Genomic DNA, 19,755 nt, shown 5'->3' on the forward strand with positions numbered 1-19,755 from the left:
TCAGCAGCGACCGGCCGGCTCGGAGCGCTCGCAGGTGTTGCGGGCGAAGGTGTTGCCGGCGCCGGTGTCGCGGTCGGCGAGGTCGGCCGGACCGTTGCCGCTCAGTTGGTTGTCGGTGATCACGGCGCGGGTGTTGGGGGCGCCGACGAAGCTCTTGAAGAGGACGATGCCCCCGGAGAAGTCCGAGGTGCCCGTGTTGTCGCGGACCTCGTTGTCGGCCACCCGGGTGTCCTCGGTGCCGGTGAGCACGATCCCGGCGCCCTGCATGGCGCCCAGGCGCGGGGTGGCCGGGCAGAACTTGTTGTTGGCGACGACGGTGTTGTGCCGGACGTCGAGGTCGCCGGCGCGGGGCACGCCTTCGTCGCCGACCACGACGACACCGGCGCAGTTGCCGCTGATCCCGTTGTCCTGGACGGCCAGCCCGCGCAGCCGGCGGACGGTGACGCCGATCCGGTTGCCGGTCAGCCGGTTGCCCTCGACCACGGTGCCGCCGGTGTCGGGAGCGCCGCCCTCGCGGTAGGCGTAGTTGGCGAGGAACACGCCGGACTGGCCGTTGTCGGTCGAGCGGTTGCCGCGGATGACGGCCCGGGTGGACATCTCCTGGCTGATGCCCTGCTGGGCGTTGCCGTGGACGTAGGTGCCGCTGACGGTCAGGCCGGTGGTGCCGCTGGCGTCGATGCCGTTCTTGCGGAAGCCGGTGACGGCGAGGTTGTCGATGGTGATGCCGGACAGCGGATGCTCCTCGGTCCCGACCACGCAGATGCCGTGCCCGGCGGTGGCGCAGGCGTTCTCGGTGCCGGTCCCGGGGGTGATCACGCTGTGCGCGCCGGAGCCGCGCAGGGTGAGGCCGGGGGTGGTGATGCGGACACTGCCCCGGTAGACGCCGGGGAGCAGTTGGAGGGTGTCGCCGGGCCGGGCGGCGTCGACGGCCCGCTGAATCGATTGGCCGGGCTGGACGAAGTGCAGCTGGTCGCCGATGTCGGCGCGGGCCGCCGGGGCGGCGGCCAGCGCGGCGAGGGCGGTGGTCAGGGCGGTGGCGGCGGCAGTTGCCGCGGCTAGGTGGTGGACCCGTCGCGTGGGCATGAGCGGTGACCTGTTTCTTTCGGCGCGCGCGGAATACGTGCTGGTGTCGTGGCCTCCCGCACGTCCAGCGGTGTGGGCTGACGCGCTGTGCGCGGGCGGTGACGGCTGGTAGGTGCGGCCGTGTCGACCGTATGGGCGGCCGGGTGGGCCCGCCACCAGAGCTGGGCTGCGGGACTGACGGGGCGTCGACCGGAGGCGGGTCGCTCGGCGTGGCGCGGTGGATGATGGTCGGGCGTGGCGTGCGACGGGTGGCCGGGACGGCCCGGGGCGGGTGGTCGGGCGCGGCTCGCCAACTGGTCACGGATCGTGACGGAGGCGGGTGGCGCGATCCCCGGTTTCCGGGCCGGATTCACTCGATCGAGCGCAGAGGATCGTTTCCTCCGGTCGGCGGATGATCGTTTCCACCGGTTCGTCGGAAGCCGGACCTCCGGGGCCAGGACCGGCCCGCCCGACGCCCGGGTCCGGGCGCGTGGCATGCTCGGGGCCATGACCACCGCGCCCCTCCAGCCCGCCTGCGCCGTCCGTAACCCGATCGGCGCCCACGTCCCGGTGGCCGGTCGCGGGCTGGCCGGCACCGGCCTCGCGTACGCGGGCCGGGTCGGCGCGGAGACGGTGCAGGTGTTCGTGGCCAACCCGCGCGGCTGGGCCACTCCCCCGGGCAACCCCGCCCAGGACGAGGAGTTCCGCGCCGCCTGCGCCGACCGGGGCATCCCGGCCTGGGTGCACGCCCCGTACCTGATCAACTTCGGCTCGGACAACCCGGCCACCCGCGAGCGCTCGGCCGACTCGCTGCGGCACTCGCTGCGCCGCGGCCACGCCATCGGCGCGCTCGGTGTGGTCCTGCACACCGGCTCGGCGGTCGGCACCGCGCCCGGCGGCGGCTCGCGCCGGGCCGAGGCGATGGCGCAGGTCCGGACGGACGTCCGGCCACTGCTGGAGGAACTGGACGGGCTGGGCGACGACGCGCCGTGGCTGCTGCTGGAACCGACGGCGGGCCAGGGCAGCTCCCTCTGCTCGCGGCTGGAGGAGCTGGCCGAGTACGTCGAGGCGCTGGACCATCACCCGAAGGTGGGAGTTTGCCTGGACACCTGCCACGCCTTCGCGGCCGGGCACGACCTCGCGGAGCCGGGCGGGGTGACGGCCGCGTTGGACGCCCTGGCCGCCGCGGCCGGTCCGGGCCGGCTGCGGCTGATCCACGCCAACGACTCCGAGGACGTCGTCGGCGCCCGCAAGGACCGGCACGCCAACATCGGCGCCGGGATGATCGGCGCCGAGCCGTTCCGCGAGCTGTTCGAGCACCCGGAGACGGCCGGGGTGCCCCTGGTGGTGGAGACCCCGGACCGCAAGCACGGCGGGGACGGCACCGGGCACGCGATGGACATCGCGGTGCTGAAGGAACTGCGGGACCGGGCGACGGTCCGGGCCCGGGGAGGCGGGCGGCGCCCGGAGGCGGCACGGAAGCCGGCCGGCGCGGGACAGCCGTGAGCCCGGGGGCCGACGGACGGCCTCCGGGCTCGGGGCGCCGAGGGGATCAGCAGCCGCAGTCGCTCTCGCCGTGCTCGGCGAAGTTGAGCCAGGTGGCGTGCGGGCCGAACAGGCCGACGCCCGCGGAGCCGGACTGCAGCTTCACCTCCTCCGACTGCGTCGGAGCGAAGCCCCCCGCCATGGCCGAGGTCGGGACCGCCACCACGGCACCGGCCACGGCGACGATCACGGCGAGCTTGCGGATCTTCCCACGAAGCGACATCTGATGTCCTTTGGTTCGTCTCTGGTCCTCAACCCGCACCTCGACCGGCCGGTTCGGCCGCCCGACGGGCCGGGCGGCGCCCCACCGGGGAGGCGCCGCGCCCACGTTTGCACACGAACGCGCCCCTTCGGGCGCGCGCCGCAACCGGGCTGAGGCATTCGGGTGAAGCAACTCCCCCGGCCGGACGAACCTGGGCGTACATCCGTGAATCCGGTCGAACAGTCGGGCGGGGACACCGGACGAGTGCCCGCCCGGGCGCCCCGGGACCGCAAGACTTGCGGTGATGAACCGGGCGAACTGAACAAATCCCGTCGATTTTGCGCAAGGTACTGCCCGGTCCGAGCATGAACGGTGGCTCCAGTGCGCTCCACCGAGCGCGCAGGAGCAGGAGCAGCACCACGAAAGGCGCACCACCCTCATGCAGACCAGTCCCGCCGCACCCCGGCAGGCGGCCCGACCGAGCGGCCCGGAGACCCCGGCACCGGCCGGTTCCCCGCCCGCCGGCTCCGCACCGGTCGGCTCCGCACCGGTCGGCCCCGCACCGGTCGGCCCGACGCCGCAGAAGACCGGCCGCCGCTTCGGGCTGGTGACCGCCACCGCCCTGGTGATGGGCAACATCATCGGCGGCGGCATCTTCATGATCCCGGCCGCGGTGGCACCGTTCGGGACGGTCAGCCTGCTCGCCTTCGCGGTGCTCACCGTGGGCGCGATCGCGCTGGCGCTGGTCTTCGGACAGCTGGCCCGTCGCAGCCCGCGCACCGGCGGTCCGTACGTCTATGCCCGCGAGGCCTTCGGGGACTTCGCCGGCTTCCTGTCGGCCTGGTCGTACTGGATCACCACCTGGGTCAGCAACGCCGCCCTCGCCGTGGCCGCCGTCGGGTACCTGGACGTGCTGCTGCCGCTCCACCACTCCATCCCGCTGGAGATCACCGCCGCACTGGCCTTCCAGTGGCTGCCCGCACTGGCCAACCTGGCCGGCACCCGCTACATCGGGGCGGTCCAACTCGTCTCCACCGTACTGAAGTTCATCCCGCTGCTGCTGGTCTCGGTGGGCGGCCTGTTCTTCTTCGACCCGAAGAACCTCGGGCCCTTCGACGCCACCGGCCAGGGCTGGGCGGGCGGCATGAGCGCCGCCGCGGCGATCCTGCTGTTCAGCTACCTGGGCGTGGAGTCGGCCGCGATGAGCGCCGGCAAGGTCCGCGACCCCGAGCGCAACGTCGGCCGGGCCAGCGTGCTCGGCACCACCGGTGCGGCGGTGGTCTACCTGCTCGGCACGATCGCGGTGTTCGGCACCGTGGCGCACCAGCAGCTCGTCCGCTCCACCGCGCCGTTCTCGGACGCCGTGGACGCCATGTTCGGCGGCACCTGGGGCGGCACGGTGATCGCCGTCGCCGCGCTGGTCTCGATGACCGGCGCCCTCAACGGCTGGACCCTGCTCTCCGCCCAGGCCCCGTACGCGGCCGCCAAGGACGGTCTGTTCCCGGCGGCCTTCGGCAAGGAGCGGCGCGGGGTGCCGACCTTCGGCGTGCTGGTCAGCGTGGCGCTGGCCTCGGCACTGACCGTGCTCAACTTCGCCAGCGGGGCGAAGGGCGCCTTCAACATGCTGGTGCTGGTCACCACCTTCACCGCCACCGTGCCGTACCTGCTCTCCACCGCCGCCCAGCTGTACTGGCTGGTGCGCGGGGCCGGCGAGAAGGTCGACCGCGGGCGGCTGGTGCGCGACGCCGTCCTCGGCCTGGGCGCCTTCGGCTTCTCGCTCTGGCTGCTCGCCGGGGCCGGCTACGCCGCCGTCTACCAGGGAGTCCTGTTCCTGTTCGCGGGCATCCTGGTCTACGTCTGGATGGCGGGCCGCCGCCGCGGCTGAATCCCCGGCGGCAGCCGGACGCCCGGGGTCTCTCCGTGAATCCCCGCAAATCGCCGTGAATCTCGCGAACCACCGTGACGTGCGCCGGACTTGTCCGGTGCACGTCCGATGTGCACGAGGATTTCACTTCCCGGATCTACCCGCGTAGGCGACCGGGTCGCCACACTGGCGCACGCAATTCAGCAGTTCATCCGATCTGATGATGGAGCGTCCGCCATGGCCCCCTCCGCGCCCGCGCGCCGGTTCCTGTCCTGCATACCGGCTGCCGCCGCCCTCGCCGCCGTGACCGTGGTCACGGCCGGCGCCCCTGCCCAGGCCGCCCTGCCGACCCCGATCTCCGCGGCCACCGCCCGCAGCTACCTCGCCGCGATGCCCGCCACCGCGGAGACCCACGGCGACACCTACGACCGCACGCTGTTCCCGGCCTGGATCACCATCAGCGGCACCTGCGACACCCGCGAGTGGGTCGTCAAGCGGGACGGCAGCAACGTCGCCACCGACACCTCCTGCAAGGCCACCAGCGGCAACTGGTCCTCGCCCTACGACGGCGCGACCACCACCAACGCCTCCTCCTTCGACGTCGACCACCTGGTGCCGCTCTCCGAGGCCTGGGCCTCCGGCGCCTGGGCCTGGACCACCTCCCAGCGCCAGGCCTTCGCCAACGACGTCACCCACCCCCAGCTGCTGCTGGTCTCCGCGAGCAGCAACCGCTCCAAGGGCGACCGCGACCCGGCCGAGTGGCTCCCCCAGGCCTCCTACCGCTGCACCTACGCCCGCGCCTGGGTGCAGGTGAAGCAGTACTACGGCCTGAGCGTGGACAGCGCCGAGAAGAGCGCACTCACCGGCATCCTCAACAACTGCTGAACCCGGCAGCCCCTGCGGCCCGGCGCGCACCCCGCGCCGGGCCGCAGTGCCGTGCACACCGACCGGTCAGTCGGTCGAGTCCGGCGGGAAGGCGACCGGGTAGGCCTCGGCGAAGTCGGCCGAGCGCGAAACCGCACGCCACTTGGCGTCCTCCGCCAGGAGTTGCCGGTCCATGGCGATCGAGCCCTCGGCCGCGTTGACCCCGAGCGGCAGGTGATGGGGGATGTCACGCCGCTTGGCCACCCGGACCAGGATCTCGGCGGCACGGACCGGGTCGCCCGCGGCGCCGTCGTCGCCCTGGCGCAGGCGCCTGTTCAGGGCGCCGACCGTCTCGTCGTAGGCCTCCGGAACGTCGTGGACGACCATCGAGGCGCCGGCCCAGTCCGTGCGGAAGCCGCTGGGTTCGACCACCAGGACCCGCACGCCGAACGGCGCGGTCTCGGCGCGCAGCACCCGGCTGAACCCGTCGATGGCGAATTTCGCGGCCTGGTACGAGGCGATGCCCGGGGAGCCGCCGACCCGCCCTCCCATCGAGGAGAACTGCACGACCAGCCCGCCCCGCTGCTCGCGCAGCAGCGGGAGCGCGGCCTTGGTGACGTGGTAGACGCCCCAGAAGTTGGTCTCGAACTGGGTGCGGAAGTCGGCGTCCTCGGTGGTCTCGATCGGCGAGACATTGGCGTAGCCGGCGTTGTTCACCAGCACGTCGATCCGACCGAAGGCGGCGCGCGCCTCGGCGAGGGCCGCCCGGGCGGCCGCCGGGTCGGTGACGTCCAGCGCGATCGGGCGGATGCGGTCGCCGAACTCCTCGGCGAGATCGGCGAGTTGCTCGGGCCGGCGGGCGGTCGCGGCCACCCGGTCGCCGGCTTCGAGCGCGGCCCGGACCAGGGCGCGACCGAAGCCGCGCGAGCTGCCGGTGACGAACCAGGCCTGTTCCTTGTTCTGCTCCATGTTCTTCTCCATGCCGCTAGTAAAACACCGTTGCGTTATTAGCGCAACAGCGTTGCGGTATTACGGCAACACCGTTGCCCTACCATGGGCGAGTGGATGACGCATCGGAGTTCCAGCGCGCACGCTCGCCCGAGGCCAAGCGCCGGCGCGAGGCCGCGATCCTGGCGGCGGCCCGGTCGCTCGGCGCCGAACACGGCATCAGGGACGTCACCCTGACCGACATCGCCGCCGCGGTGGGGATGCACAAGTCGGCGCTGCTGCGGTACTTCGAGACCCGCGAGGAGATCTTCCTGCGGCTGACCGCCGAGGGCTGGGCGGAGTGGTCGGAGGCGCTGACCACGCGGCTGCGGGAGAGCACGGATCCGGGCCCGGCCACCGTGGCCCGGGCGTTCGCCACCACCCTCGCGGCCCGCGGCATGTTCTGCGACCTGCTCGCCCACGCCCCGCTGAACCTCGAACGCAACGTCTCGCTCGCCGCGGTACGCGACTTCAAACTCGCCACGCTCGCCGCCCGCGAACCGATCGGCGCCGCCGTCCGCGGGCAACTGCCCGCGCTGGACGAGCAGGACGTCGTCGACCTGGTCGCCACCGCCGTCTCACTGGCCGGGGCCATGTGGCAGATCGCGAACCCGGGCACCGAGGTCGCCGACCTCTACCGCGCCGACCCCCGACTGGCCCACGCCGTGATCGAGGTCGAACCCCGGCTCGCCCGCATCCTGACCGCCACCATCACCGGACTGGCCGCCGGAGCGGGCGAGCCGCGCGCCTGACCGGCCCGCGCCCGCTCCGGTCCACCCGGATGGTTCATCCGACTTGCAGTGCAAGGGATTTGAACCTACGACGCGACGTCCGCACGACTCCAGGACAGGCCCTGCCCGTCTTTGACTGATGGTCAGTCGGAATCGACTGTCGAGGAAGACCCCAACCGGCGCAAGCGGCTTCACCTCAACCGCTCGGCCGGGGAAGCCGCCCGGCCCTCCTCGCTCCCCCTGCCCCGCCGGTCCCCCGCATGTCCTTCACCAATGTTCCAAAGGTGGCTCGTCAAGCACACAGGCAGCTCGGACGGGCCCGGTACCGGAGAGGGGGCGCCGAACCGGATCCGTCTCCTGCGCCAGGTCGTCGGAGTGATCTGCCGGTTATCTGGCGATACCGCCTCTGCGCTGCGAATTCCTGCTGGCAACCGCTGCCTCGGATCCCCTAGAGTCGGCGCGCCCGTCCCGGTCGAGGTGGTGGCGTACCGGCGCGCGTGGTCGAGCACGCGGCAATTCCAGGAGTTGACGATCTGATGGTGTGTGTGGCGTGCGGGACACGCCCCGTGGGGACGGACAGCGGCCGCTGCTTCGGATGCGCCGAGGCGGCTCCCGGATGGGCGGCGGCGCTGCGCCCGGCGAACGGCCTTGCCGTGGCGGTCTACGTCCTGCTGGGGCTGAACGCTGCGGTGGCGGCGGTGGCGGTTGCGGTCGACCTCTGGTCCGACGTGTCCCTGGGCCGGGTGGTGGACGGGTCGGACGACGTCAGCCTCGACGATTTCGACGCCGTGGAATCCGTGGCGAACGCGCTGAACGGGGTGTCCATCCCGTTGGCGTTGGCCACCGCCGTGGTGTTCATCGTCTGGTTCTACCGCATCCGCCAGAACGCCGATCTGCTGCTGCCGAACGGGCACCGCCTGGGACGCGGCTGGACCATCGGGGCCTGGTTCACCCCGGTCGTCCTGCTCTGGTTCCCCTGGCAGCTGATGGTGGACTGCTGGCGGGCGAGCGCGCCGCTGGACGCGGAGGGAAGGCGGCGCACGCCGTCGGAGAAGGTCCTCGTCGTGTGGTGGTCCACCTGGATCGGCTCTCTGATAGTCAACCGGATCGCAGGCGCCATGGGTCGCGTGGACCCATTGGTCCCCGGTGACCTCGAGAGCCTGCGCAACGCCATCCGGGTGGAGGCCGCCGGGTCGGCACTGCGGCTGGTGGCGGCGGTCGCGGCGATCGCGGTGGTCAACCGCCTGACCGCCATGCAGCAGGCGCGCCGGGCCGACGTCAACCCGCTCGCGGCCATGGCCGCCCAGGAGGCCCAAGTCCAGGCCCTGATGTCGGCTCCGGCAGCTGCCGCAGCGCCCGCGCCCGCCGAGGCGCCGCGCGACGCCGGGCCGGAGAGCCGGCCTCCGGCCTGACGGTGCACGGCCTGGCCGGGGAACGAGTTCCCCGGTCAGGCCCCTACAGGTCTCCGCTACCACCCCGGCCTGCGGGTGTTGTCAGCAATGTCCGGCAGGGTTCGTCGCGACTGATCTGACGATTCGTCAGGCACCACAGGCCGGACGACTGCACACCCGCGTGGTGACGGGATTCGCACCGGGCAAGGGGTGTTCCTGTCCGACTGTTGTGGCCAGGTGTCCGGCTGGGCGGTCCCGTTGAGCAGGAGGCGCTGGAGGGTTCCTTGGCACCAGCGCGCTCAGGCCGAAGCCGCACTGGCTGTGGTTCCTCGCGCGACGCGCCCCGCTGCGCCGGCGCCCGAGCCGGTTCCCGTCACATCGCAGATACCGGCCCAACCGGCTGGCACCGGCATGGTTCGGCAGGACGCTGAAGGGGTGGCGGCCAGCTCGCCACCCCTTCCGTCTTCCCTGTGGCCCCCACCGCGCGTGTTCCCCACAGGATCCCCGACGGCCGCCGGCTTCCAGCCGTGAACCATCACACCGCTCCCCCGAGCTTTCCACCCGGATGGATCATCTGACGTGCCGTGCAAGGGATTTGAGCCTACGGTGCGGTTCCAGGGGGTCATCCGAGCGGAAGGCTGTTTCTGGCATGGCTGGCAAATTCGAGCTGTACGTGGACGAGGGCGGCATGCACCGGTTCCGGCTCAAGGCGAGCAACGGGGCGATCGTGGTGACCGGCGACCCGCAGGAGAGCAAGGACGACTGCCTGAAGAGCATCGAGTCGATCCGCAAGCTCGCGCCGTACGCGGAGCTCAAGGAGACCGCCGGGTCGGCCTGACGGGCGCGCTCCGGAGCGCGGGTCGGTGGTGCAAATCGCCGACCCGCGTTCGTCTGTACGACAGATCCCTTTGGCCGGGTGCATGCCGGACACGGACAGAACACTGGCATGCGCGTCGTCATCGTCACCGAATCCTTCCCGCCCGAGGTCAACGGAGTCGCCCACAGCGTGCTGCGGACGGCCGAGCATCTGGTCCGCCGGGGCCACCAGCCCCTTGTCGTCACGCCCGCGCCGGCCCGGGGCGCCGAGTGCCTGCCGGAGACCTTCGGCGGCGCCGCCGAGGGGGAGATTCCCGTGGTGCGCATCCCGTCGATGCCGCTGCCGGGGTACCCGCAGGTGCGGATCGCCCTGCCCAGTCGGCAGCTGGCGGCCGCGGTCGCCGGACACCGGCCGGACATCGTCCACCTGGCCAGCCCGTTCGTGCTCGGCGCGCGCGGAATGCAGGTCGCGGCGCGGCTCGGGGTGCCCGCCGTGGCCGTGTACCAGACCGACCTGGCCGGGTACGCGCACGCCTACCGGGCCGGGCGCGGGCTCGGGGAGGCCGCCGCCTGGCGGCGGATCCGGGCCGTGCACCGGGCGGCCGCCCGCACCCTGGCGCCCTCCACCCCCGCCGCCCAGGACCTGACCGCGCACGGGGTGCCGCGGGTGCAACTGTGGCCGCGCGGGGTGGACTCGGTGCGGTTCCACCCCCGGCACCGGGACGAGGCGCTGCACCGGGCGCTGGCGCCGGGCGGGGAGGTGCTCGTCGGGTACGTCGGGCGGCTGGCACCGGAGAAGCGGGTCGACCTGCTGGCGGCGACCTCGGCGCTGCCCGGAGTGCGGGTGGTGGTCGTCGGCGACGGCCCCTCGGCACCCGGGCTGAAAGCCTCGATGCCGGGCGCGGTGTTCCTCGGCCGGCGCACCGGTGACGAGCTGGCGCGCTGCTTCGCGACCCTCGACGTCTTCGTGCACACCGGCCCGCTGGAGACCTTCTGCCAGACCATCCAGGAGGCGATGGCCAGCGGCGTACCGGTGATCGGCCCGGCGGCCGGCGGCCCGCTGGACCTGGTCGCCCACCGCCGCACCGGCCTGCTGGTACCGCCCCGGGACGGCGCGGCGGTGGCCCGGGCGGTGGCCGAGCTGGCCGCCGAACCGGCGCGGCGGGCCGCGTACGGGCAGGCCGGCCGGGCCGAGGTGACCGCGCGCACCTGGGAAGCGGTCGGGGACCTGCTGCTGCGGCACTACGCCGAGGTGGTGGCGGAGCACCACGGACGGCCGCTGCCGCCCGCTCCCCCGGCGTCGGTCGAGCCGGTGGCGCCCGTCCTGCCGGAGGAGCTGCCGGCATGACCTCCGTTCCCGACGGCGGGGCGCTGACGATCGTCCGGCTCGCCAACTTCGTCACCCCGGTCTCCGGCGGCCTGCGCACCGCGCTGCGCCACCTGGGCGCCGGGTACCGGGCGGCCGGGCACCGTCCGGTGCTCATCGTCCCCGGCGAGCGGCGCTCCGAGGAGGAGACCGAGCAGGGCGTGGTGGTCACCCTGCCCGGCCCCGTGCTGCCGGCCGGCGGCGGCTACCGGCTGCTCACCGACCGGCGGGCGGTGGCCGCCGAGCTGACCAGGTTCTCCCCCGACCGCCTGGAGGTGTCCGACCGCACCACGCTGCGCTGGACCGGCGCCTGGGCACGGCGTCACGGGGTGCGCTCGGTGATGGTCTCGCACGAGAGCGCCGCCGGGGTGCTGCGCACCTGGGGCGTGCCCGGCCCGCTGGCGGACGCGGCGGCCGACCGGCTCAACGCGGCCACGGCCCGCGGCTACGACTCGGTGCTCTGCACCACCGACTGGGCGGCGGCGGAGTTCCGGCGGATCGGCACCCCGAACCTGGTCCGGGCCCCACTGGGAGTGGATCTGGACACGATGCACCCGCTGCCGCCGACCGCACGGGCAGCCGAGCGGGCGCGGTACGCCGCCCCGGAGGAGACGCTGCTGGTGCTCTGCTCCCGGCTCTCGGCGGAGAAACGGCCCGAGCGGGCGATCGAGGCGCTCGCCGCCCTGCGGGCCCGGCGCAGGCCCGCCGTCCTGGTGGTGGCCGGGACCGGCCCGCTGCGGGAACGGCTGGCGGCCCGGGCCGCACGGCTGCGGCTGCCGGTGCGCTTCCTCGGGCACCTGGGCGGACGCGCGGAGCTGGCCCGGCTGCTGGGCTGCGCGGACGTGGTGCTCGCGCCCGGCCCGGTGGAGACCTTCGGACTGGCGGCGATGGAGGCGCTGGCCTGCGGGAGCCCGGTGGCGGTCAGCCGCTCCTCCGCACTGCCCGGCCTGGTCGGGCCCGCCGGGGTGGCGGCCGCCGACACCGGTCACGGATTCGCCTCCGCGGTACGGCAGTTGCTGGAACGGCCGGAGGAGCTGCGACGGGCCGCCGCCCGGGCGCAGGCCGAACGGTACGGCTGGCCGGCAGCGGTGACGGCGTTCCTGGCGGCACACGGCGTGCGCAACGACGAGGCGGTGGACGGGGGTCGGGACCAGCATGCTGGAAACCGGACGTGACCGGGCGGCGGAGGAGCGGCCCGCGGCGGGCGAACTGCTGCGCTTCGTCGCGCTCGGGGACTCGCTGACGGAGGGGGTCGGGGACCAGGTCGGCGAGGGCCGGCGCGGCTGGGCCGCCGTCCTCGCCGGCTCGCTGGCGCCCGCAGGACGGGACGTCGAGTTCACCAACCTGGCGTACAGCGGGGCACTCACCACCGAGTTGACGTGCCGTCAGTTACCGGCGGCGCTGGCGCTGCGGCCACAGCTGGCAGCGGTGGTGGTCGGCGGCAACGACACGCTGCGCGCGGGCTTCGACATCCGCCGCACCGCGCTGGAGCTGGACGCCACGATGGGTGAACTGTCCGGCCACGGCGCCAGGCTGCTCACCGCCTGCCTGCCCGACCCGGGCAGCCTGCTCCGGCTCCCGGCGCCGCTCGCCCGTCCGCTGGCACGCCGGATGCGGGCGGTCAACACCGTGGTGCACGTCCTCACCGAACGCCACCGGGCGGTGCACCTGCACATCGCCGAGCTGCCGTGGCCGGCGGAGCGCCGACTGCTGAGCGTGGACCGCCTGCACCCCAGCGCGGAGGGCCACCACCTGATCGCCCGACGGTTCCACGGCCTGCTCACCGAAGCCGGCCACCCGCTCGGCTCGCCCCCGCCCGCCGCCCCGGCCGAACCACCGCCGGGCCTGGCCGCCGACCTCTGGTGGATGGCCACCCGGGGCACCCGCTGGCTCGCCGCCCGCAGCACCGACCTGCTGCCGGGCCTGCTCGCGCTGGCCGCCGCGGAGGGCGTGGCCCGGCTGCGCGGCGGAAGCGGCAGGCACGACGAGCAGATGGCGCGGGCCGCGGCGCAGGCGCTGGCCTCACTGGGGTGAGTGGTGCGCCGGGGCGGTGACGGACACGCCGGGGATCCCCCGTTCGTGGTGATCGGCGGTGCCGCCGTGCGGGAACCATCCGGGTGGCCCGGGTTGTCGTGTCCGGGGAGAGCGTGACGGAGGGAGTCGGGGTGGAGAGCGCGAGCACGGTCGGGCGGGAGGTTCTGGCGGCGGCGGGGGTGCTGTTCCCGGACGGGGCCGGGCGGGTGCTGGTGGTGCGGCTGCCGTACGACCGGAGGCATCCGGTGGCGATCCCGGGCGGCGGGTGGGAGCCGGCGGACCGGTCGCCCCGGGAGACCGCCCTTCGGGAGATCCGCGAGGAGCTGGGCTTCACGCCCCGGCTGGGGCCGCTGGCCTGCGTGGACTGGGCGCTGCTGCGCGAGGGCGACCGGCCGATCGTCGCCTACCTGTACTGGGCCGAGCCGCTGACGGCCGAACAGGCGGCGGCGTTCCGGCCGGACGCGGCGGAGGTCGGCGGCTGGACCTGGCTGACGCCGGAGCAGGCCGGGCACGCGCTGCCACCGCGGCTGTCGCGCCGGGTGACGGCCTGCCTGCGGGCCCCGCGCGAAGCCGGGCCGCTGGAGCTGGAGGACAGCCGGCCGGCCGGGCACACGCTCGGGCGGCTGCCCGCCGACGGACCGGTGCCCGAGTACGCCGGACTGGCCGCGGCACCGGGCCTGACGCCGTCGGCCGGGGAGCCCCCGGAGCCACCCATGGACCGGGAGACCTACTACGCCACCCGGCCGCGCATCCGGGTGAAGGCGCGGGCGCTGTTCACCGACGCCGCCGGCCGGGTGCTGCTGGTGCGGCTGCGGCCGTGGGACGGGCCGCGCGGACAGGTGCCGCACTGGACGCTGCCGGGCGGTGGGGTCGAGGCGGACCGGGAGATGCCCCGGGCAGCGGCCCGGCGGGAGATCCGCGAGGAGCTCGGCTGGGAGGTCGAGCCGGGGCCGCTGCTGGCGCTGGACTGGCAGCCGGGCGCGGCGGCCGACCCGGAGGCGGACCCGGCGACCGGCCGGGATACCGCCGTCCTGGTGTACGTGTTCGACGGGGGCACGGTGACGGAGCGGATGCTCAGCTCGATCGCGCTGCCGGAGGAGGAGCTGGTGGAGTGGCGGCTCTGCGATCCGGCCGAGGCGCGGGCGCTGCTGACCGGCCCGTCCTGGGACCGTACGGCCGCCGCGCTGGATGCCCGGGGGCGGTCGGGCGGGCCGGTCGAGTTGGTGCGCGGGCGGACCGTCGGACCGGACCTGCCGCAGGGATGAGACCGGGCCTCCGGTCTGCCGGGCGGCGAGGTCCACCGGACGAGGCCCCGCGGCGCCTGAGCCGCCGCCGGCGCCTCGTCCGGGACCCTGTGCGCCTGAACGCCTGAGCGTCGGAGCGGCGCGCCAGGGCCGTGCGTCAGGGTCGTGCGTCAGACCTCCAGGTCGGCCTCGATCCTGCTCAGCTGGTGGCGGGCCATCGCCAGGTTGGCGCGCGACTTGTCCAGCGCGAGGTAGAGGAACAGGCCCTTGCCGGTACGGCCGGTCAGCGGGCGGATCAGGTGGTACTGGCTGGTGAGGGTGATCAGGATGTCCTCGATCCCGTCCTGGAGGCCGAGCATGTCCATGGTGCGCATCTTGGCGCGCACCACGTCGGTGTTGCCGGCGGCGGCGACGTTGAGGTCCAGGCCGCCGGGGCCGTCGAGGGTGGCCAGCGCCATGCCGCTGTTGTAGTCCACCAGGGCCCCGCCGATGGCGCCCTCGATGCTGGTCATGGCCTGCTTGAGTGCGCCGGCTGCGTCGGTCATCTGGGTAACTCTCTTTCGGTGGTTGGTTGTTCAGGTTTCGGGTGGTACGGCGACGCGGTGGAGTCGCGGTTGGTCCGGGTCAGACCGCGTCGCGCGGCTCCTTGGGCACGAGGGCGTCGTTGAGCAGCGCCGCGATGCGCTGCGCGCTGCGGCGGGCCTCCAGGTGCAGCCGGCCGACGTTGACGTCCGGGTGCGCCAGCAGGGTCAGCACGCAGCTGCCGCCGGCCGCGTAGGTGGCGACGTAGCCGTTCTCACCGCGCACCAGCGACTCGCGGAACTCGCCCTGGCCGGTGGTGTCGGCGAGCCGCTGGGCCAGTGAGAGCGAGGCCGCCGTCATCGCGGCCAGGCCGGAGGGCTCGGTGCCATGGGTGTCGTGTGCGATCAACAGGCCGTCCACGCTGGCGACCAGGCCACCCGCGAGGTGCGGGACGCGGTGTTTGACGGCGCGCAGTTCGGCGAGCAACTCGGTCTCCAAGGCGATCAGTTGTCTCCTTCCGACACGCTGCTTGAGCGCCCGCCTCATGGCCGGGACGGCGGGGTCGCGGGCGGGGAGTCGGTCAAAGTCGGGCCTCCAGAAGGTCTCGGATCCGGGTCAGCAGCGCGATGTCCGGGTCGGGGACGGTCAGCGGGTGGGCCGCTGCCGTGGTGGGCGGGCGTTCGGAGCGTGTGGGGGCGTCGGTCCCGGCAGGTGCGTCGGTCCCGGCGGGGGCGTCGGTCCCGGCGGGGGCTTCGGTCCCGGTGGGGCTTTCGGCCCCGGTCGGGGCTGCGGCCGGGGCGGCCGTGACCGGGGCGCCGGGGAGTCCGGCACCTCGGAGACCGGCGCCGGGAACCCGGCGGTGCAGCCCTCCGGCCGGTCTACTCGCGGCCGGTGGGGGAACTTCGGCTGCCGGAGCGGCCGTTGGCGGAGCATCGGGCGCCGGAGCCGCCGTCGGCGCGCCGGGCGGGCGCAGGGCGTCCAGCAGTCCGACGGCGGCCAGCCGGCGGATGTCGGCCGTCACGCCGAAGCCGGAGCGACCGAGCAGCCGAGCCAGGTCCGCCGGGGTCCTGCGGCCGTCGGCGTGGTCCAGCAGCTCGCGGCGCCGGCGGCCGCACGGGCGGCGGGACGGCCGGCGGCCGTGCTCTGCCGGACGGACGGGCGCGGTGTCGAGCTGCGCCCACGGCCAGATCCCGTCGAGCAGCTGCCGACGGCGTTCGACCTCGCGGCGGATCCGGGCCGGGTCGACCTCCGCGACCGGTCCGAGCCAGTGCCGGGCGTCGGCCTCGAACCGCCAGACACCTCCGGACGGGTCGGCGAGGACGAAGAACGCGGCGTCGAACAGCGTTCCCAGGTGGCCGAGTTCGAGCTCTCCCCGGGTGATCAGCCGACGTTCGACCAGCGCCTCGCCGACCTCCGCCCGCGGGCCGTGGACCCGGAGCAGCTCCGCCCAGTCCTCGGGGGCGATCCGGCCGCAGCCGATGAGCAGGTCGGCCAGACCGGGCGCCCGGGAGGACTCGGCGGCGGTCACCTGTCCGTCGACCAGGTGGAGGCTGCCGAGCGGCCCGTGCAGGGCACCGGTGGCACGGCGGTCGGCGAGCAGGGCGAGCGCCTCGCCCGGGGTCCTCGGGGTGGCGGCCTCCGCCGGGGGCGGAAGCGCGGTGCCGGTTGCGGCGGTCACGCGCTCACCCCAGCACCAGCTCCTCGGCGAGCGCCTGGAGCCGGAAGCGGGCGGCGGCGAGGTTGCCCTGCCCGCGGTCCAGCCAGAGGTGCAGGACGAGCCTGCTGTCGAAGACGGTGTCGATGAAGCGGATCAGGTGGTAACTGCGGCCGGCGGTGACGATGATGTCCTCCAACGGGGCCCGCCGGTCCTCCGCCGCGGTGAAGGTCTGGCTCTCAACGGCCGCCCGCACCAGGTCGGTTGCCTCGGCGGCCGAGGTCTCGTGCTCTCCGGTCGGGCTGTCCCCGAGGCTGCCGAGGGCGAGCCCGCTACTCCAGTCGACCAGGCTCGCGGCGCGGGCCCCGGCGATCGCCATCGCTGCGGAGAGGCATTCGTCGATACCGGGCACACCGGCTCCTTCGCGGGGTCTGGGCGGTCGGACGCAGCGCGACGCCGACCGGTTCACCACCAGCAGTGGCTAGGTCGACACGGAAGGCTACTGCCGGATTCCATATGACGAACATTCCAATGGCATATTCACACCAATGGCAGCCAGTTCCAGCCAATCTATGACGGCGCATCAGCCCCGAGGAGGCGCCGACGCCAGCGGCGGACCAGGGGGGTTGGAGCGGCGTTCACCGGCCACCTGGCACAGGACCTTGGCCGATATCGGACCGTACAGAAGGGTTTCGGGGCCGGAGATGCGATATGAGGGCGCAGCCATGGGCGGCGAAGGCGGGCACCGACGGCAGGTGCGGAGTCCGGACATGACGAAGGGGCCCGTTCCACTGAGTGGAACGGGCCCCTTCGATCGGAGCGCCAGGCCCGGGTCGCACGGACTCTCCCTACTGAAAGTAGGGCGTGCTCTGGTAGCACCGCTGACGCCTGTTCGAGATTCCGTTTCCCGGAAGATCACTTCCTCTCGACAGGAAGAACACTAGCAGGTCATCACGCCTGGTCAGAAATCGCGACCGGGGCCCCGGAGCGGACCGGGGCGGGTCGGCCCAGCAGCGCCCGATAGCCCTCGATCAGGGCGGTGAGCCCGAGCCCGAAGGCCCGGTCGGCACGCTCGCGCCCGGCGGGGACGGCGTCCAGGGCGTCGGCCAGCCGCGGGGTGGCGGCGCGGTCGACGGCGTCGACCATGACGTCCGGGGCGACCAGGTCCAGCGCCGAGCCCAGGATGAAGCTCTCCAGGGCGGTGATCAGGCCCATCACGTCCTGCGCGGCGAAGCCCGCGTCCTCCAGGGTGGCGACGGCCCGTTCGTACAGCTCGTGCATGAACGATTCGGCAAGCGGCGCAGTGGCGAGCAGCCGGACGATGCCGGGGTGTTCGGCGAAGGCGTCCCGATAGGCGTGCGCCCAGGTGCGCAGCGCCGCATCCCAGGGCTGGTCCCACATCGACTGCTCACCGATCGTGCGCACCAGCTCGACGCGCATCAGGGCGACGATCTCGGCCCGGCCGGCCACGTGGTGATAGAGCGCGGAGGGGCTTACCTTGAGCGCACCGGCCAGGGCGGGGATGGTGAGGTCCCCCGCCTCGTCGACCAGCCGCAACGCGGTGTCCACGATGCGCCGCCGGTCCAGCAGGGGTGTGCGCGGCCTGGGCATGCCCGGTTCCTCACCTTCGGGGTCGCCGAGCGGCCCGTCGGCCCCGGCAGACCAAGATCGTCGTTATCCAAGCGTTACTGAACGGCTTTCAGTAAACCCTTCCGCACCCGCCGGTGCCGCGCCTACGGTAACCGAACCCCATTCGGTTAGGCAGGCCGCGCACCCGTCGGCCCGCCCTGCCCCGGAGAGGACGCACACCCCCGTATGCGCGCCGAAACGATCTTCACCGGCGGCCGGATCCACACCGGAGACCCCGCCCTCCCCCGCACCCATGCCCTCGCTGTCAGCGCGGGGCGGATCGCCGCCCTCGGCGACGCCGCCCTCGCCCTGCGCGACGGGGGCACCGAGACCGTCGACCTCGGCGGCGGCGCCCTGCTGCCCTCCTTCGGCGACGGCCATGTCCACCCGCTGCTCGGCGGCATCGGCCTGCGCGGCGTGCCGGTACGCGACTGCACCAGCCTGGGGCAGGTCGTGGCGGCCGTCCGCGACTGGGCGCAGCGGCACCCCGAGGCCGAGTGGATCACCGGCGACGCCGTGGATCCGTGGCTGGCCGAGGGCGGGCTGTTCGACGCCCGGCTGCTCGACGCCGCCGTCCCGGACCGGCCGGTGCTGCTGCGCACCATGGACCACCACACCGGCTGGGCCAACAGCGAGGCGCTGCGCCGGGCCGGGTACGGGCCGGACACGCCCGAGCCGGTGGGCGGTGAGATCGTCCGCCGGCCGGACGGCAGCCCGCTCGGCACCCTGCGCGAGTTCGGTGCGCTCAACCCCGTCCTCGCACTCGTCCCGCCGCGGCCGTTGGCCGAACAGGTCGCCGCGCTGCGGGAGAGCACCGCCGCGCTCGCGGCCGCCGGGCTCACCTGGCTCCAGGACGCCTGGGTCGAGCCCGCGCAGGTGGACACCTGGCTGGCGGCCGTCGCCGAGGAGGACCTGCCGGTCCGGGCCGGGCTCGCCCTGCTGCTCGAACCGGACGGCTGGCGCGCGCGGCTCCCCCGGCTGGCCGCCGACCGCGAGCGGGTCGAGGCCGCCGGGCGCGGGCGGCTCAGCGCACGGGCGGTCAAGTTCTTCGCCGACGGCGTCATCGAGTCCGGGACGGCCGCGCTGCTGGAGCCGTACAACGACTGCCCGCACTCCCACGGCGTCGCCAACTGGACCGGCGCCGAACTGGCGGAGGCCGTCACCGCCGTCGACGCGCTGGGTTTCCAGCCGCACATCCACGCCATCGGCGACCGCGGCGTGCGGATCGCGCTGGACGCCGTCGAGGCCGCTGCCCGCCGCAACGGGGCGCGCCCCCGCCGGCCGGTGATCGCGCACGTCCAGCTGGTCCACCCGGACGACCTGCCGCGCTTCGCCGAACTCGGCGTGATCGCCAACTTCGAGCCGCTGTGGGCGCAGACCGACCCGCTGATGACCGAGCTCACCCTGCCCCGGATCGGGCCGGAGCGCGGCTCCCGGCAGTACCGGATCGCCGCCCTGCTGGGCAGCGGCGCCCGGGTCTCCTTCGGCAGCGACTGGCCGGTCACCCGCTACGAGCCACTGGCCGGGCTGGCCACCGCCGTCACCCGGCAGACCGCGGACGGCCTGCCGGACGGCGGCTGGCTGCCCGAGGAACGGATCGGGCTCACCGAGGCGCTGGCGGCGTACTCGGCGGGCGTGGCGCACCAGGCCTTCGAGGAGGCCGAGTGGGGTGTGCTGCGGCCGGGCATGCGGGCCGACCTGGTGCACCTGGCCACCGATCCGTACGCAGTGCCGGCCGGTGAGCTGGCCTCGATCGAGGTGGCCGGCACCTGGCTCGGCGGGCGGCGCACCCACGGTGGGCCACCCGGTGGCGGCGACCGCTCGACGCGATGAAGCGACGCGGC

General features: G+C 74.1%; 19 protein-coding genes. 11 read left to right on the top strand and 8 right to left on the bottom strand.

Going from position 1 to position 19,755, the window contains the following annotated elements; all coding sequences use genetic code 11:
- Positions 1-1,083, bottom strand: coding sequence for a right-handed parallel beta-helix repeat-containing protein (locus tag AB0O11_RS22845; protein WP_363389931.1), 1,083 nt, complete (start codon positions 1,081-1,083; stop codon positions 1-3).
- Between the two features lie 486 nt (positions 1,084-1,569).
- Here AB0O11_RS22845 and AB0O11_RS22850 point away from each other — a divergent pair, with 486 nt between their 5' ends.
- The gene (locus AB0O11_RS22850; protein ID WP_363389934.1) at positions 1,570-2,568 is read left to right on the top strand and encodes a deoxyribonuclease IV; all 999 of its coding nucleotides are present in this window, start codon (positions 1,570-1,572) and stop codon (positions 2,566-2,568) included.
- Between the two features lie 46 nt (positions 2,569-2,614).
- On the opposite strand, the gene AB0O11_RS22855 is transcribed toward AB0O11_RS22850, so the two are convergent.
- Positions 2,615-2,830: a hypothetical protein gene (locus AB0O11_RS22855; protein ID WP_363389937.1), complete on the bottom strand. Its 216-nt coding sequence runs from the start codon at positions 2,828-2,830 to the stop codon at positions 2,615-2,617.
- Positions 2,831-3,248: 418 nt separating this feature from the next.
- On the opposite strand from AB0O11_RS22855, the gene AB0O11_RS22860 reads away from it, so the two are divergent.
- Complete coding sequence (locus AB0O11_RS22860) at positions 3,249-4,694, top strand: amino acid permease (protein WP_363389939.1); 1,446 nt, start codon at positions 3,249-3,251, stop codon at positions 4,692-4,694.
- Between the two features lie 216 nt (positions 4,695-4,910).
- Entirely contained in the window at positions 4,911-5,558 is a 648-nt protein-coding gene (locus AB0O11_RS22865) for an HNH endonuclease family protein (protein ID WP_363389942.1), read from the top strand.
- A 66-nt stretch (positions 5,559-5,624) separates the two neighbouring features.
- Here the strand turns inward: AB0O11_RS22865 and AB0O11_RS22870 are convergent, their stop codons facing one another.
- On the bottom strand, positions 5,625-6,518 hold the full coding sequence (locus AB0O11_RS22870) for an SDR family NAD(P)-dependent oxidoreductase (protein WP_363389944.1): 894 nt from the start codon (positions 6,516-6,518) through the stop codon (positions 5,625-5,627).
- An 80-nt stretch (positions 6,519-6,598) separates the two neighbouring features.
- Between AB0O11_RS22870 and AB0O11_RS22875 the strand changes: the two genes are divergently transcribed.
- The 7 genes from AB0O11_RS22875 (at position 6,599) to AB0O11_RS22905 (ending at position 14,127) form a co-directional block, all read left to right on the top strand.
- The gene (locus tag AB0O11_RS22875; protein WP_363389947.1) at positions 6,599-7,276 is read left to right on the top strand and encodes a TetR family transcriptional regulator; all 678 of its coding nucleotides are present in this window, start codon (positions 6,599-6,601) and stop codon (positions 7,274-7,276) included.
- A 476-nt stretch (positions 7,277-7,752) separates the two neighbouring features.
- On the top strand, positions 7,753-8,667 hold the full coding sequence (locus AB0O11_RS22880; RefSeq protein ID WP_363389950.1) for a DUF4328 domain-containing protein: 915 nt from the start codon (positions 7,753-7,755) through the stop codon (positions 8,665-8,667).
- Between the two features lie 628 nt (positions 8,668-9,295).
- Positions 9,296-9,484 (top strand): DUF1508 domain-containing protein, encoded by a 189-nt coding sequence (locus AB0O11_RS22885; protein WP_363389953.1) that lies wholly within the window; start codon positions 9,296-9,298, stop codon positions 9,482-9,484.
- Between the two features lie 108 nt (positions 9,485-9,592).
- On the top strand, positions 9,593-10,810 hold the full coding sequence (locus AB0O11_RS22890) for a glycosyltransferase family 1 protein (RefSeq protein ID WP_363389956.1): 1,218 nt from the start codon (positions 9,593-9,595) through the stop codon (positions 10,808-10,810).
- The gene (locus AB0O11_RS22895; RefSeq protein WP_363389959.1) at positions 10,807-12,003 is read left to right on the top strand and encodes a glycosyltransferase; all 1,197 of its coding nucleotides are present in this window, start codon (positions 10,807-10,809) and stop codon (positions 12,001-12,003) included. The genes AB0O11_RS22890 and AB0O11_RS22895 overlap by 4 nt, the downstream gene beginning before the upstream one ends.
- Positions 11,984-12,862 carry an SGNH/GDSL hydrolase family protein gene (locus AB0O11_RS22900; RefSeq protein ID WP_363389962.1) on the top strand — a complete coding sequence of 293 codons (879 nt, stop codon included), beginning with the start codon at positions 11,984-11,986 and terminating at the stop codon, positions 12,860-12,862. Before AB0O11_RS22895 ends, AB0O11_RS22900 begins: the two co-directional genes overlap by 20 nt.
- A gap of 113 nt (positions 12,863-12,975) precedes the next feature.
- The gene (locus AB0O11_RS22905) at positions 12,976-14,127 is read left to right on the top strand and encodes an NUDIX hydrolase (RefSeq protein WP_363389965.1); all 1,152 of its coding nucleotides are present in this window, start codon (positions 12,976-12,978) and stop codon (positions 14,125-14,127) included.
- 149 nt (positions 14,128-14,276) lie between these two features.
- Here the strand turns inward: AB0O11_RS22905 and AB0O11_RS22910 are convergent, their stop codons facing one another.
- From AB0O11_RS22910 to AB0O11_RS22930, 5 genes are all read right to left on the bottom strand, one after another.
- Positions 14,277-14,651 (bottom strand): hypothetical protein, encoded by a 375-nt coding sequence (locus AB0O11_RS22910; protein ID WP_363389968.1) that lies wholly within the window; start codon positions 14,649-14,651, stop codon positions 14,277-14,279.
- A gap of 79 nt (positions 14,652-14,730) precedes the next feature.
- Positions 14,731-15,126 (bottom strand): roadblock/LC7 domain-containing protein, encoded by a 396-nt coding sequence (locus tag AB0O11_RS22915; RefSeq protein ID WP_363389972.1) that lies wholly within the window; start codon positions 15,124-15,126, stop codon positions 14,731-14,733.
- A gap of 82 nt (positions 15,127-15,208) precedes the next feature.
- Positions 15,209-16,306 (bottom strand): hypothetical protein, encoded by a 1,098-nt coding sequence (locus AB0O11_RS22920; RefSeq protein ID WP_363389975.1) that lies wholly within the window; start codon positions 16,304-16,306, stop codon positions 15,209-15,211.
- Between the two features lie 4 nt (positions 16,307-16,310).
- Positions 16,311-16,694, bottom strand: coding sequence for a hypothetical protein (locus tag AB0O11_RS22925; protein WP_363389978.1), 384 nt, complete (start codon positions 16,692-16,694; stop codon positions 16,311-16,313).
- 539 nt (positions 16,695-17,233) lie between these two features.
- Entirely contained in the window at positions 17,234-17,893 is a 660-nt protein-coding gene (locus tag AB0O11_RS22930) for a TetR/AcrR family transcriptional regulator C-terminal domain-containing protein (RefSeq protein ID WP_363389980.1), read from the bottom strand.
- Positions 17,894-18,097: 204 nt separating this feature from the next.
- On the opposite strand from AB0O11_RS22930, the gene AB0O11_RS22935 reads away from it, so the two are divergent.
- On the top strand, positions 18,098-19,744 hold the full coding sequence (locus AB0O11_RS22935) for an amidohydrolase (protein ID WP_363389982.1): 1,647 nt from the start codon (positions 18,098-18,100) through the stop codon (positions 19,742-19,744).
- Positions 19,745-19,755 lie beyond the last annotated feature (11 nt).

It is taken from the genome of Kitasatospora sp. NPDC093102, from assembly GCF_040683915.1.
Classification (GTDB): domain Bacteria; phylum Actinomycetota; class Actinomycetes; order Streptomycetales; family Streptomycetaceae; genus Kitasatospora.